Source organism: Eubacterium sp. SB2 (assembly GCF_001244405.1).
GTDB classification, from domain to species: Bacteria; Bacillota; Clostridia; order Lachnospirales; family Lachnospiraceae; genus Faecalicatena; species Faecalicatena contortus_B.
The window spans coordinates 1-14,227 of record NZ_LN865149.1 but is presented as its reverse complement, the minus strand read 5'-3'; the positions used below and the strand labels follow the sequence as shown (position 1 = coordinate 14,227).

At 43.0% G+C, this 14,227-nt stretch carries 15 protein-coding genes and 2 tRNA genes; 11 read left to right on the top strand and 6 right to left on the bottom strand.

Annotated elements, in window-relative coordinates; genetic code table 11:
• Positions 1-255: 255 nt before the first annotated feature.
• Positions 256-873 carry a class I SAM-dependent methyltransferase gene (locus BN1938_RS01925; protein WP_050638985.1) on the top strand — a complete coding sequence of 206 codons (618 nt, stop codon included), beginning with the start codon at positions 256-258 and terminating at the stop codon, positions 871-873.
• Between the two features lie 59 nt (positions 874-932).
• On the opposite strand, the gene BN1938_RS01920 is transcribed toward BN1938_RS01925, so the two are convergent.
• The 5 genes from BN1938_RS01920 to moaC all read right to left on the bottom strand — a co-directional run bounded on the left by BN1938_RS01920 (position 933) and on the right by moaC (position 3,408).
• Positions 933-1,412, bottom strand: coding sequence for a GNAT family N-acetyltransferase (locus BN1938_RS01920; protein ID WP_050638984.1), 480 nt, complete (start codon positions 1,410-1,412; stop codon positions 933-935).
• A gap of 103 nt (positions 1,413-1,515) precedes the next feature.
• Positions 1,516-1,587, bottom strand: a tRNA-Asn gene (locus BN1938_RS01915).
• Positions 1,588-1,630: 43 nt separating this feature from the next.
• Positions 1,631-1,703 (bottom strand) — tRNA-Ala (locus BN1938_RS01910).
• Positions 1,704-1,868: 165 nt separating this feature from the next.
• Positions 1,869-2,918 (bottom strand): sulfate/molybdate ABC transporter ATP-binding protein, encoded by a 1,050-nt coding sequence (locus BN1938_RS01905; protein ID WP_050638983.1) that lies wholly within the window; start codon positions 2,916-2,918, stop codon positions 1,869-1,871.
• A 1-nt stretch (position 2,919) separates the two neighbouring features.
• A complete protein-coding gene (gene moaC / locus BN1938_RS01900; protein WP_050638982.1) occupies positions 2,920-3,408 on the bottom strand; it encodes a cyclic pyranopterin monophosphate synthase MoaC in 489 nt (162 codons plus the stop codon).
• Positions 3,409-3,876: 468 nt separating this feature from the next.
• On the opposite strand from moaC, the gene BN1938_RS01895 reads away from it, so the two are divergent.
• The 8 genes from BN1938_RS01895 to BN1938_RS01860 all read left to right on the top strand — a co-directional run bounded on the left by BN1938_RS01895 (position 3,877) and on the right by BN1938_RS01860 (position 11,931).
• The gene (locus BN1938_RS01895; protein ID WP_050638981.1) at positions 3,877-6,615 is read left to right on the top strand and encodes a sigma 54-interacting transcriptional regulator; all 2,739 of its coding nucleotides are present in this window, start codon (positions 3,877-3,879) and stop codon (positions 6,613-6,615) included.
• A gap of 83 nt (positions 6,616-6,698) precedes the next feature.
• Positions 6,699-7,118: a PTS sugar transporter subunit IIA gene (locus BN1938_RS01890; RefSeq protein WP_050638980.1), complete on the top strand. Its 420-nt coding sequence runs from the start codon at positions 6,699-6,701 to the stop codon at positions 7,116-7,118.
• 4 nt (positions 7,119-7,122) lie between these two features.
• A complete protein-coding gene (locus tag BN1938_RS01885) occupies positions 7,123-7,977 on the top strand; it encodes a sugar phosphate isomerase/epimerase family protein (protein WP_129879030.1) in 855 nt (284 codons plus the stop codon).
• Positions 7,970-8,446, top strand: coding sequence for a PTS sugar transporter subunit IIB (locus tag BN1938_RS01880; protein WP_050638978.1), 477 nt, complete (start codon positions 7,970-7,972; stop codon positions 8,444-8,446). The genes BN1938_RS01885 and BN1938_RS01880 overlap by 8 nt, the downstream gene beginning before the upstream one ends.
• 17 nt (positions 8,447-8,463) lie before the next feature.
• Positions 8,464-9,240, top strand: coding sequence for a PTS mannose/fructose/sorbose/N-acetylgalactosamine transporter subunit IIC (locus BN1938_RS01875; protein WP_025653611.1), 777 nt, complete (start codon positions 8,464-8,466; stop codon positions 9,238-9,240).
• Positions 9,221-10,042, top strand: a complete 822-nt coding sequence (locus tag BN1938_RS01870; RefSeq protein WP_081732957.1) for a PTS system mannose/fructose/sorbose family transporter subunit IID — start codon at positions 9,221-9,223, stop codon at positions 10,040-10,042. Before BN1938_RS01875 ends, BN1938_RS01870 begins: the two co-directional genes overlap by 20 nt.
• Positions 10,043-10,066: 24 nt before the next feature.
• The gene (locus tag BN1938_RS01865) at positions 10,067-10,762 is read left to right on the top strand and encodes a transaldolase family protein (protein WP_050638977.1); all 696 of its coding nucleotides are present in this window, start codon (positions 10,067-10,069) and stop codon (positions 10,760-10,762) included.
• Between the two features lie 35 nt (positions 10,763-10,797).
• Positions 10,798-11,931 (top strand): glycerol dehydrogenase, encoded by a 1,134-nt coding sequence (locus tag BN1938_RS01860; protein ID WP_050638976.1) that lies wholly within the window; start codon positions 10,798-10,800, stop codon positions 11,929-11,931.
• Between the two features lie 84 nt (positions 11,932-12,015).
• On the opposite strand, the gene BN1938_RS01855 is transcribed toward BN1938_RS01860, so the two are convergent.
• Complete coding sequence (locus BN1938_RS01855) at positions 12,016-12,915, bottom strand: AraC family transcriptional regulator (protein ID WP_050638975.1); 900 nt, start codon at positions 12,913-12,915, stop codon at positions 12,016-12,018.
• A gap of 186 nt (positions 12,916-13,101) precedes the next feature.
• Between BN1938_RS01855 and BN1938_RS23290 the strand changes: the two genes are divergently transcribed.
• Entirely contained in the window at positions 13,102-13,254 is a 153-nt protein-coding gene (locus BN1938_RS23290; RefSeq protein ID WP_156320694.1) for a hypothetical protein, read from the top strand.
• Between the two features lie 341 nt (positions 13,255-13,595).
• Positions 13,596-14,174: an amidohydrolase family protein gene (locus BN1938_RS01845; RefSeq protein ID WP_242843786.1), complete on the top strand. Its 579-nt coding sequence runs from the start codon at positions 13,596-13,598 to the stop codon at positions 14,172-14,174.
• The last annotated feature ends 53 nt before the right edge of the window (positions 14,175-14,227 follow it).

Here is a 14,227-nt window from a genome sequence, read left to right as displayed (position 1 = left end):
GGGTGCTGTAAAATAACTGGGGAACCAGTTGTTTTATGGCGCCCTTTTATTGGAACTGAATGTAACAGCTAAGGTTACTATATCTGATATAAAATATATAAGAAGATTCATTTACAAACTTGAAAAAAATGGATATAATGAAAATTGTCGTAACAGTTCAGCCAAGCCTGAATTGTTACAAAGTGTCAGCCTGTTTCAAATATTTTGCTGATTATGATACAACTTAGAGCATAATAAATTATTGGGAGAAATAATATGGGATTTTATCAAAATGCATGTAAGCCCGAAGGATTAGACGGGAAAAAGATGATTCATCAGATGAACAGCCGCCACATCGCTATGGCAGAGTGGGGCTTCAGCCATATTACAATACACGAAGGTGACGCAGCTTTAGATATTGGCTGCGGCGGCGGGGTAAATATAAAAACGCTGCTTGAAAAAAGCGTTTATGGCAAAGCAAAAGGGATTGATTACTCGGAAGTCAGTGTAGAAGAGTCCAGGAAGATGAATGAAGAGGCAGTTAGATCCGGACGATGTGAAATCCTGCATGGAGACGTGATGGACCTTCCGTTTACGGACGCATCGTTTCATGTGGTAACCGCATTTGAGACGATATATTACTGGCCTGACCTTTCCAAAGCCTTTGCACAGGTATATAGGGTTCTAAAAGAGAGTGGAATTTTTATGATCTGTAATGAGTCCAACGGTGAAGATGAAGAAGGGGAACAATGGGCGGAAATCATCGAAGGGATGACGGTATATAATTCTGAGCAGATTCAGATTTTATTGCAGCAGGCTGGATTCGCAAACATCAAAATAGATAAAAATGATAAGGGCTGGCTCTGTGCAGTTGGCGAGAAAAACAGCAGATAGGTTATCGCGGACGTATCTGCGGCCTCTGTTGGGGAATAGGGGGGATCCGGAGTGTGCGGTCAACACTCCAGATATTTTACCATAATATATTCCTCCTGATTCTCACGTACAACCTGAAAACCTAGATCAAGATACATTTTTGCGGCATAATTGGCCTTCTGAACAGACAGGGAAACCTGTCTGTAATTATTTTCTTTTAGTAGAGAACACATGCTTTTCATCAGAGCGGTTCCGATTCCAATACCCCGGTACTCTTTATAAACAGAGACGGCTAATGACGGAGTTTCATCATCTATATGCCCATAGTCGTTCATAATACGTACCCAGACTGCCCCCACGATTCTACCGCCGGCTTCTGCCATCAGGCATTTATCAGCCTCCTGTGTGCCGAAGCCAGAGACATAAACCTGGAGATCAGGCGATGCTGTAACGGATCTTGGCGGCGCTTCTGTTCCATCCGGAATAAAGATTGCTTCGTACAAAAAAGTATCTAATAAAGGGTATTCTGAATCAGTTATTTCACGTATCTGGTAATTCATATCCATCCTCCTGATTAGTGAATTCATTGTAATGTTAACAGCCTGAATACATTTTAGTATAACTAAAAAACTCGTAAACAATCATGCTTACGAGTTTTTTCAGCTCCCCGAGTTGGGCTTGAACCAACGACCCTTCGGTTAACAGCCGAATGCTCTACCACTGAGCTATCGAGGATTATAATTTAATTGTCTCCCAGTGCCTTTGCACTGAGTGATAGTGGAGAATACGAGAGTCGAACTCGTGACCTCCTGCTTGCAAGGCAGGCGCTCTCCCAACTGAGCTAATCCCCCATGAAATGTTATTGTCCCCAACAACTTTTATAAAATACCATATTCCATGGGAGCTGTCAATATATTTTATGATATTTTCTCATTTTTATACATAAAGTTCTCAATATAATTTTAAAATGGAAGTTCGGCCGCCGTTAGTCTTTGTAAAACAAACGGCAGTCATCCTTATTTTAACAGTAATATCTTCTCTTCCGGAACCTGCAGATAATCAGGAATTCCCTTTTCGTCCAGCATATTCCAGTCATTCCTCTGCACAAACCAGCACACTTCCTCCGCGCAATCTTTGGCGCCTTTTAAAAAATATTTTCTTTCAAACTGCAGTTCCGCCATGCTGTTTACCTTTACGGGAAGACAGTTTTCGGCAGTATCGCCCCACCGCGGTATAAAATCGTGAGCGCGGATACCGATGTACCGGATGTCTGCGGGAACTTCCCGATGTAATTCCAGTGCCACCCCCCAGTCAGGGGCCATAAGGGTGTTTGTTCCCAGATGTGTGACCTGCGTGATGTTTTTACAGCCGGTAAGCCGGGCTGCTTCTTTCCACTGTGGATTTGCAAATATTTCTTTTGTATTCCCGCAGCAGATGACCTGGCCGCTGTCCATAATCAGGAGTTCTTCGCTGAACCGGTAGATCTCATCCCTGCTGTGGGATACCAAAATAACAGTACCCTCATAATCGGCCAGTATTTCGATCATTTCCTGCTGGAGTCTGTCCTTTAAAAATACATCCAATGCGGAAAATGGCTCGTCCAGCAGGATCATATCCGGCTCGTAGGCCATGATTCTTGCCAGAGCAGCTCTCTGCTGCTGACCGCCTGACAGCTCGCCCGGGAGCCGGTCCCCCAGGCCGCTCAACTGGAACTTTTCCAGCATCTCCTCCACTCTCTTTGACTGTTCAGCCTTCGTCCCTTTTAACCCGGCCGCAATGTTAGACCTTACTGTCATGTTCGGGAACAGGGCATAATTCTGAAACAGGTATCCAACATTCCTCTTCTGAGGTTTCCAGTTTACTTTCTTTTCTGAGTCAAAGATTTCTTTTTGATCTATTATAATTCTGCCTTCATCCGGTGTAACAATTCCTGCAATACTTTTAAGCGTCATACTTTTTCCGCACCCGGAGGCTCCCAAGATACCGATGCGGCGGCTGCAGCTTCTCAGGTGCATGTCCAGTGTAAAACTTCCCAGCTTCTTTTTAAAGGTCATTTCAACAGCCATGTCAGTGATCTCCCCTGTCCGCTTCCCAAAGCCCGCTTTTTCCTCCTGTTTTCCTCAGTAAACGTATCTCGCCCAGCTCCATGCCCTTATCAACTGCCTTACACATGTCATAAATGGTGAGCAGTGCGACGTTTACCCCTGTCAGCGCCTCCATCTCCACGCCGGTCTTACCGACAGTCTTCACAGTGCATATGGCTTCTATTGCACAGCATTGGTTGTGATATGCAAACTGAAGCTCTGCATTTGTCAGATTCAACATATGGCACAGAGGGATCAGTTCGGAGGTTCTTTTAACGCCCATAATTCCTGCAATCCGGGCCACCCCCAGGACATCTCCCTTTTTAATATCTCCGGTTTTTACCAGTTCATAGCATTCCCTGGACATCCATATCATTCCGCTTGCAGCTGCTTCCCGTTCAGTATCCTGCTTTTGGCTGACATTTACCATGATGGCATTGCCCTGGGTGTCAAAATGTGTAAACTCTCCCATATATTGCGCCTTCTTTCCCGCCTTATTCTATCATGCCGCCCGTATTTCAGCCGTGCGGCTTTTCTTTGTTAAATCATACCTTACTCTATTCGAAATGTCCAGACGCTATTACTGTTATTACTGTGCACGCCCGTAGGGGGTGCACAGTAACCAGGACCGTGCATAGTAACAATAGTACCCCAGTTTTTCGGTTCATGGCAGGGAACCATCCTCCGGCAGATCAGTCACTACTTCCTCTCTCCATGAGAGGGACTGGATATTTTGAACCACATAAAGCAGGGGACTGAAACGCTCTTCATACAGTTACACTCTAGTGTTAAAAATCATTTAACACTATTTTTTTTATCCTGGGGAGTGTCGAAAACAGAAAAAGTTTCGTATTTAGTGTTATAATTTTTTAAAAGAAAAGAAGTGAAAAAGGTTTTGAAGTATGATTGTGCCATAAGGAAAGTAAAGGAGGTGATAAATATGGTACATGTAAGTTCAAAAGAACAAGTTTATGAATATCTTGAGAAACAGACAAAGAAATTTGATATGAAATATGTATCATCCTATACAACGGTAGATATCTGCAATCAACTGCATATGTCGAGGTCTCTTGTTTCCTTATACTTGAATGAAATGGTAAAGGAAGGAACCGTTATCAAAGTGAATTCCAGACCGGTATATTATCTCAACCGTCTGGTATTGGAACAAAAGTACCACATGCAGATTGAAAAAAATGAATATCTAAGTATTTTAGAACTTACAAAAGAAATTGAAAAATTTGTTTCAAAGGAAAGTGATTTTGACAAGGCAATTGGAAACGAAGGGAGCCTTAGTTACTGTATTGCACAAATAAAGTCTGCGCTGCTGTATCCGGGCGGGCTTCCGATTCTTCTGAAAGGGGAAATGGGGAGCGGAAAAACATTTCTGATGAAGTTAATCCAGGAGTACTGCGTCAACCATAAGATTTTAAAAAATCCTCAAAACTTTCAAAGAATCAAATTCAGTTCCAGGGAAAATGCACTTTATTATGAAGAATTACTTTTTGGAAGTGAAGACACGGAAGGCGGCCTTAAGGCCGGACTGCTGGAGAAGCTGGACGGAGGGATTTTGTACTTGGAAAACATCCCGGAGCTGGATGAGCGGCTTCAGGAAAGGCTTGCGGATTATATTACGACAGGGGGGAAGAACAGAGACGGAGAAAAAAAGAGTGCAAAGAGAGTTGGTGTCCGGATGATTTTAAGTATGGACATCAAATCAGGCAGACGGATGTCGCCCGGTCTCCTGGTGAATATCCCCGTGGTTTGTGAAGTGCCCTCATGGATTGAAAGGAATGAGGACGAGAGGAAAGAATTTATAGTCCGCGCATTCAGGGAAGAGCAGGACCGGTTGAACCGCATGATTTATATTTCTGAAAAGCTGATTTTCAAGCTTGTCAACTACCGGTTTGAAAATAATATTACGGAACTTAAAAAATGTATCAAAATGATCTCGGCAAATGCATATGCACAGTGCAATTCACCCCAGGAAATGAGCATCTACCAGTATCATCTTCCTGCCGGTATGCTGGAAATATTAAGCCCGGATGAGAAAGATTCCGCTATGGTCCGGCTGGATATGATTCAGGCAGACTCTTCGGGGGACAAGATTTTGGAAATGTGGCAGAATCTTGCGGACAATTATAAAGAGACAATAGAAGTGGAAGGTTCTTTTTCAGAATTTTTAGAACGAAGCAAAAGGACGCTGAAACACTATTACGATATTTTGATTTTTCAGGAGTCCTTTCTGGATACCCGGCTGCATCCTTTGGAAAATATTGTGGCAGGTATGATTGCAAATATCAGAGGAACATATCATATCAATTTTCCGGCCAATTGTTCGTATGTGATTGCCAGAATGCTGATTGCCCAGCAGAATCACAATTCAAAGCTCAAAATCTGGGAGAGGGAGAACCAGGAAAGAATTCAGAAGATGTATCAATTTCTGGTAGAAAATATGCCGGATCTCCATTATTTGGCTGATTTGCTTGAAAAGCAGATTTTATCAAATATTAACATGGTGCTCTCTCCCATGAACCGGGTATTTATTATGATTAATATTCACTCGTACAATAACAAATTAAAACTCATGGATACAACAGGGATTGTGCTCTGTCACGGGTATACCACAGCAAGTTCCATTGCCGATGTGGTGAACACAACACTCCAGGCGCAGCTTTTTGAGGCGATTGATATGCCGATGGAGAGCTCCATTGATGAAGTGATTCAGAAATTATCCGTATTTATTAATGAAAATAAATATTTTAAAAATATTATCCTGATGGTAGATACCGGCTCTCTCGAAGGGCTGGGCGATATGATAGACAGAACGGTGAATTTAGGAGTCATTAATAATGTGTCCACGATCCTGGCCCTGAATATCGGAAATATGATTCTGGCAGGGGACAATATGCAGGATATACTGGAGACAGCCTGCCGGGAAAATCAATGCCGCTTTAATATTATCTCCAGAGAAAAAAAGGAGAAGGCGATTGTTTTCACAAGTGAAGTAGGAAAGAATATTGCGGAAAAGTTAACTCGAATGTTTCGCGGAAGCCTGCCCAAGTCTATTCCTTTGGAAATGATAGCATATGATTTTGACAAATTGGAGCAAAATGGAAGCAGTGACCTGCTTTTCGAAAAATACGAAGTAGTGCTGCTTGTAAAAACACTCAGCCTAAAGATAGAAGAGGTCAATTCAGTTTCTTTGGAGGAAATCATTAACTTCAAAAAGATCCATATTGTGGATCATGTACTTTCAGACTATCTGAATCAGGAGGAGATTGAAAAGTTTGACCAGGCGCTTTTAAAAAACTTTTCGCTGCAGTCCGTAATGGAAAATCTAACAATCTTAAATGCCCAGAAGTTACTGGATTATGTCAGTGATGCCACTATGCTGCTGCAGCACATGCTGAAACGAAAGTTTCTGAGCAAGACAGTTGTGGGGATCAATATGCATATCTGCTTTTTGATTGAACGGCTTGTGACAAAGACACCGATAGAAAAATACAAAGAAATTGAAAAATTTAAGGGAGAACAACAAGAGTTCATCCGGATTGTAAATGAAAGTTTTCGGACACTTCTGGAACAATATAATGTGAAACTGCCGGACAGTGAAATTGCGTATCTGTTTGAATATATAAAAAATGATGTGGAAGTGGAAGAAAACGACAATAATTTTTGATAACAACTCTATAAGGCAGGAAAAGGCCGGATTCATGAAGTTCCTGTCCCCAGAGATGTTGAATATAAAGGAAAGGAGCTCACATGCTTAGATTGGTGCTGGCATCCCACGGCAGACTTGCTGAAGGGATGAAAAATAGTGCGCAGTTTATTGCCGGTAAAACGGCAGAGATATATACAATCTGTGCATATTTAGAAGATAAAGTAACTTTGGAGAGTCAGATAGATGAATTATTCAGCAGATTTGCTGATACGGATGAAATCATCGTAGCGACGGATATTTTTGGGGGGAGTGTAAATAATGAATTTCTTGCCCGTATTCGGAAACAAAACTTTTGGCTTGTATCCGGCATGAACCTGCCAATGATTGTACAGCTGACGATGATCAAAGAAACGGATGATATCCAAAGTAAAATAGAAGAGGCCGTGGAAGGCGGAAAGGAAATGACCTGTTTCTGCAATCCAATGGTGGAGGATATGTCTAAGGAAAAGGAGGAATTTTAAAGGAGTGATATACAGGGAACAACTATACGCCATGAATATTCATTACCGGTATTATGATTTGGAGTATTTTTTTGAAAAATGCCAGAATATGCAGTTTGTGAATGCAGAATTATGGTTGTGCCCCCAACATTTTTACATAAACAGTTATTGGAGTGAGAGTTCTGATAAGCTGAAAAAACTAATGGAAAAGTATGGCGTAAAAATTGCCTGTCTCTGTCCGGAGCAGAATAATCCAAAACCAAACAATATCGCAGCCAGATCAGAGCTTTTGGTTCATAATACGGAAATGTATTTTAAAAAGGTCATCAGTCTGGCCGGTGAAATCGGCTGCAGAAAAGTGCTGGTGACGCCTGGGTGGAATTATCATGACGAAGAGGCAGAAACAGCAAGGGCCAGATCTGTAAAAATGCTGCGGCGGCTGTGTGATTACGCTGCGGATCTGGGGATAGAACTGGCGTTGGAAAGTATCTGGAATAAGTCTTCGGAAATTGCTAATACAAGGGAGAAGATTCAGGTACTGAAGGAAGCGGTAAATCGAAACAATCTGAAGCTGACCATTGATCTTGGAGCATTGGGAGCTGTGGGAGAATCCGTGCAGGAGTGGTTTGATCTGTTTGGAAAGGACATCATTCATTGTCATTTTACAGATGGAAACCCGACCGGACATATGCCATGGGGACTGGGGCAAAGAGATATGAGGTCGGTTCTGAAGAGCTTTGATAAAAATAAATACAAGGGAGGCTTTTCAATGGAATATGTGGATTCCAGGAGTTTTAAAGAGCCGGAAAAATGGGATGATCAGACGCTGAAAAAGTTTGAAGAGTGTACTGAAAGAATGGGAGGTTATGCAGATGATTAAATTATGCAGGGTGGACCATCGTCTGCTGCATGGACAGGTAGCCTACGTCTGGTGCCGTTCGCTGGACGCAGATGCGATATTAATTGTGTCAGACGCAGCCGCTAAGGATGAAATGCGGATGGCAACAATGCGGCTTGCAAAGCCGTCAGGAATAAAGCTTGTCATTAAAAGTGTGGAAGATTCTATTAAAGCGATTAACAGTGGAGTAACAGATAAGTATAAACTGCTGGTTGTTGTAGAGAGCGTGCGGGATGCACACTGCCTGGCAAAACAATGTGAGGCCGTGAAATCAGTCAATTTAGGCGGCAGTAAAATCAAGGAAGATTCGAAAAAATTAGATGTTGCCTTTTATGTGACAAAAGAAGAATGCACGCTGCTGAGAGAAATGCTGGATGATTCGGTCGAGCTTGAAATCCGGCAGGTGCCGGAAGATAAGAAGAAAATGGTTACAAAAGAAATGTTGGGCTAATAAGGAGGGAAAAACAAATGTTACAGGCACTTTTGGTTGGTCTTGTAGTATTTATCGGAAAAGCGGATTATTTTGTGGGGACCGCGATGCTTGGCAGGCCTCTGGTACTGGGGGCGCTGGTTGGAATTATCCTGGGAGATGTCAAGACCGGCGTCATGATCGGCTTCCAGTTGGAACTGGTATTTATGGGAATGTATGCCATTGGGGCTTCCATTCCTCCGGATATGATCGTTGGTTCTGTACTGGGTACTGCTTTTGCAATTACAACAGGGAATGGAATGGAGACTGCAATTACGATTGCCATGCCGGCAGCAATTTTATCCGCATTTGTTGTCAATCTGTTTTACGGAGTCATTACACCGATAATGGCAAGGGCGGCAGACCGGTTTGCAGAAGAGGGAAAGTATAAGAAAATAGAAGCAATTTTCCTGTCCAATGGTTTCCTCTTTGATCTTACATTTGCAGTGATTGCGTTTGTTGCATTTTTGTTCGGAGGGGATGCTGTACAGGCAGTAGTATCTGCGATTCCGGGCTGGCTGACATCTGGAATTACCATTGCAGCAGGAATTCTTCCTGCACTTGGTTTTGCACAGCTGATCAGCATGATCATGTCCAGAAAGGTTGCGGTATTCTTCCTGTTTGGATTTTTATTAAGCGCATATTTGGGTGTGTCTACGGTAGGTATTGTATGCTTTTCAGTTGTAATAGTAGGTATTTTACTGATTGCAAAAGATTTTATGCCGGCTCAGAAATCAGCAGTACAAGGAGGGATAGATGATGACAACGAATTCTAGAAAAACATTGACAAAGAAAGAACTGAAAAAGGGGTTCTTTCGAACATTTACCACTTCTCACGCATGGCATTATGAAAGGCAGCAGCACATGGCATTTGAGTATGCCATGATTCCTGTAATCAATAAACTGTATGACAAGGAAGAGGACAGGATTGCGGCATATGAGAGGCATATGGAATTTTATAATTGCCAGACCACAATGCAGCCTTTTATCTTTGGTATCACTGCCGCCATGGAAGAAGAGAATGCAAATAACGAAAATTTTGATACCTCTTCCATCAGCGCGATGAAAGTATCTTTAATGGGGCCGCTGGCAGGTATCGGAGACTCCCTGATCGCCGGGACTCTGCGTATTATTGCAACAGGAATTGCGGCAGGGCTATGTATGAGCGGGAGTATTCTGGGACCGATTTTGTTCCTGCTTATCTATAACATTCCGACAATTGCATTGCGTTATTTTGGTATAAAGTTCGGGTATGGTCTTGGAAATAAGATTATCAGCAAATTGTCAGAATCCGATTTAATGAATAAGCTGACCCTGTCAATGTCCATTGTAGGGTTGATGGTGATTGGAGCCATGGTGGCGTCCACAGTGGCGGTGACAACTCCCATTGCATTTAATATCAGCGATACAAATTTTTCGCTGCAGGAGACATTGGACAGTATTTTCCCGAGTTTGCTCCCGCTTGCCGTCACGCTTGGCTTGTACAAGCTGAATAGAAAACATGTGAATGTTTTAGTGCAGGTGATTGGAATTATGATATTGGCAGTTATATTGGGCGCTCTAAAAATTTTAGGATAACATAATAGTGGAGGGAGACAAGACATGGAATATTGTTTAGATACGGGTGATTTGGAAATGGTAAAAAAGGTGGTGGATCTATACCCGGTCCGGTGTTTCAGTATGAATCCGAGTATTGCTGTCCGCTGCCTGAAAGGGACGGGGAGAACATTTCTGGAAAATGCCAGAATGATACGCGAAGTCATCGGAGAGGAATATCCCTTTTATCTCGAAGCGATGGGGGATACGGCTGAGGAAATGATAGAAGATGCGCATAGAATCCGGGAAGAAATCAAGGGGAATACGTTCATAAAGATTCCGGCATGCCCGCAGGGGTATAAGGCGATCCGCCTGTTAAAAGAAGAGGGGATCTTATGTTCCTGTACTGCTATTTATGATTTTAACCAGGCAATGCTCGCGGCAGAAGCGGGTGCTTACTGCGTCGCAGTATATGTCAGCCGTATTGACAATGCCGGAGGAGATGGAATCGGAGTCGTGAAAAAAATAAAAGATGCCTTTGTGCTGGAGGGACTGGAATGCAAGGTGTCGGCTGCATCTCTGAAAAGTGCAGTTTATTTGGAAAAAGCAGCTTTGGCCGGTGCAGATAATGTTACGGTTACTCTGGAAATGCTGGATACAATGGCGGTTCATCCTATGACACAAAAGACGCTTGATACTTTTAAAGAAGACTGGGAAGGGTTATTTGGAAAAGGAATCCGGGTAGCAAATATGGAGAAATAGGACGCGGCCGGTAGAAATGGCAGGATAAAAAAAGAATGAGAAGAAATACAAATTACCGGGCATGGGGGTCCGTAGGACATTACATACAGGGCCCCGGCCTTTTGGAAGAGATTGAAAGTTACGCGAGTGAATTTGGACAAGCACACTTTTATATTATTGATGTATTTTTTTATGATGAGTGGAAAGAAAAACTGAAAGCTTTGTACCGGAACAGTAAAAATACGTTCAGCTGCAAGGTGTATGAAGGAGAGATTACACACCGCAAAATAGCAGAATTCCAGGAACAGGCAGTAGGGACTGAGATTGATACAGTGATTGCAATCGGAGGCGGAAAATCCATTGATGCTGCAAAGGTGATCGCGGCCCGGATGGACTGTGCGCTTCTGATCTGCCCGACAATTGCATCCACAGATGCGCCGACCAGTGCGATGTCGATTCTTTACAGTGAAGACGGTAAAATGAACGAGATAATGCTTCATAAAAGGAATCCGGATCTGGTACTTGCAGACAGCAGGATAATTGCACAGGCTCCGGCAAGATTCCTGACTGCGGGAATGGGCGATGCGCTGTCAACCTATTTTGAAGGTTTGTCAAATATACAGAGCGGACATGAAAATTATGTATGGTGTGATAAAAAACCGTTTGTTTCAACAGTAAGCGGGCGGGCCATTTCGAAATGCTGCTATGATACACTGATTCGGGATGGATATGCGGCTAAACTGGCATGTGAAAGACATTTGTGCGTTCCCGCATTGGAAAATATCATCGAATGTAATATTCTAATGAGCGGGCTGGGGTTTGAGAATGTAGGATGTTCGATTGCCCACGCGATAGGAAATGCCATCACCGTGCTTCCGGAGGGGGAAAACCTGATGCATGGAGAACGTGTGGGATTCGGTGTAATATGCCAGTTGGCTGCCGAGCATCATGACAATAAAACGCTGGAAGAAGTTCTTGACTTTTGTATTATGATTGGAATACCGGTCTGCTTTGATGATATGCCAATTGAACTTACGGAAGAAAATTTACAGAAGATTGCAGAAGAGTCTCTGGAAGCAGACTCATGGCAGGCATGCAGCAGAACTTTCGGAAAAGAGGATATTGTTCAAATCATGAAGATTGCAGATGCGCTTGGAAGTGATTATAAAAAGAAGCGCGCCTTGAAATGAAATTGAAGAGAGTAAAAAGGAGCTGCTGCAGGGATATCCTCTGCAAGAAGCAGCCTGTCTGCCTATGGAGCAGTATTAAAAAATTTACTGGTAATAACGATTTCGATACTCAAAAGGCGTGCAGCCTATGTGTCTGCGGAATACTTTGCCAAAATAACTGCTGGATGCAAAGCCGCATCTGAGTGCAATATCTGTTATTTTGTCTGAGGTATTGCGCAGCAGGCCGCATGCTGTCTGTACTCTGTATTCACCCAGGTAAACAAACGGTGACGTATGGAGGCCCCCCTGAAAACAGCGCAGCGCCTCACGCTCACTGATGTTTGCGGCGTTGGCGATGTCTGTTAATGAAAGTTCGTCCATGTAGTGCTCCTGAATATACAGGAGCATTTTTTTCAGTCTGTCTTCCCGGAGCGCAGAGGAGGCTGAGCTCGGATCGGGCGCTGTATTACTAATCTCTGCCATGTGCAGCCAGATGTCGGACATGAGATTTCTGGATTTCATGTCATATCCAAAGGGCCTTCTCTGATTCAGTTCGGATAGCTCAAGCAGCTGCTCCAGAATCTTTTTCCGGGCAGGATCAGACCGGGACAGCAAAAGGGAGGAAGCGGCATTCGACTGGAGCAGAGGACTGACATACTTTTTATCGAGATAACTTCCTTCTTCTGCTAGAAAATTTCTGCGAAACATAAATACTTCATAGAAGATTTCTGAATCGGGTTCAGAGGAAAGAACCTGGTGCAATACGTTGCTGTTTGTGAAAAGGCCGTTTTTTTCTTGGATCTGCAGACTCATCTGTGGAGTATGATAAGTCACGGCTCCCTTTTGGACATAAATCAGCTCCAGTTCCTCGTGCCAGTGCCACGGGGCGATTATGGATTTTCCGCGCTGCGGATAGACATGCCTGATAATAAAAGGATATTCTGTCCTCATTTCAAATATTTTTTCTTGTTTATTCGAAGTAAACATTAAGTCTTCAGGAAACATCCGATTTCTCCTTATGGTTTATTCCGGCAGCCGCTTTACGGTGACGGATTTAAAGATGGGCCTTTCATTATGGCGATATTTTACCATAAAACAGTCGTTAAGGGAATATATTTTACGTGTACTGTGCGGTAAAATTATAATCAGAAAAAAGCAAAACCGGATCTGATTGTGAAAGGAGGCGCTGAAATGCAGAATGTAATATTTGAAATGCTGAGGTATATTGAGCAGAACAGTGGGAATGAGTTTTGCGAACAGCTGCCTCAACTAACGGAAGAAGAGGCTGTGAGGATATATGAGGAAGAGTTTCAACAGAAAATATTTCTTTCGCAGAAGGTTTAGAAGAGGGGAATTGCGGAAGAATACAGGGACGATTCAAAGAAAAAGTAAATATTGAACAGGAATATTTCCAGGGCCTTACAGCGTTTTCTTAAGAACTGCGTAATGTAAGGTCCTTTTTGCATGAAAGACAGGCGGGAGAGTACGCAGGCATCGGACAATTTTATCAAAAATGTTTGTTATCACATCCTTCCCGAACACTCCTCCTGAAAATGGAGGAATCCCTACAAAAATGGGGATTCTGAGGCTGGTAATTCAAAAAATCCATTGCTATAATGTACCCATAAACAACAGAAATCGGGCGCGCAAAAGATTTCCCCAAAAACTTTCAGGAGGTATTGAATATGAGTTTTGAATTCAGAAAAGAATATATAAAAGACTATGTTGCTCCTTACGGACAGGAAATCATGCATGGCAAGATTGCTCTGGAAGAACACTACGAGTCCCCTCAGTGGGAAGCTACGGGCGATCCACAAAATGAGACCGCCAGAAATAAAGAGGATTATTTTGAGGCCGTTAAGGCAAGATTACACTCTGCAGATATCCGCATTGCGGATATGGACCGCAACGGAGTTGAAATGTTTATTATGTCCCTGACACAGCCGGGTATTCAGGAAGTACTGGAAACAAAAGAAGCGGTAAAACGTGCCCATGAGATGAATATCTGGATTTATGAAAATTACATACAGAAATATCCAAAACGATTTAATGCTTTTGCAGCAGTAGCAATGCAGGATCCCGAAGCTGCCTGCGAAGAGCTGGAATTCTGTGTCAAAGAACTGGGATTCGTCGGGGCGCTGATTAACGGCTATACCATGAAAAACGACAAGAATAACGTAGAGTATCTGGATTGTTGGTGTTATTATCCTTGGATTAGGATTGATGGCATATTTGGAAGCAGATATTATGGCTATTCCGCCTGATGCTTTGGCGGTTGCATTTGCTTGGCTGGTTAAGAAACCTTTGGGCAATGTAA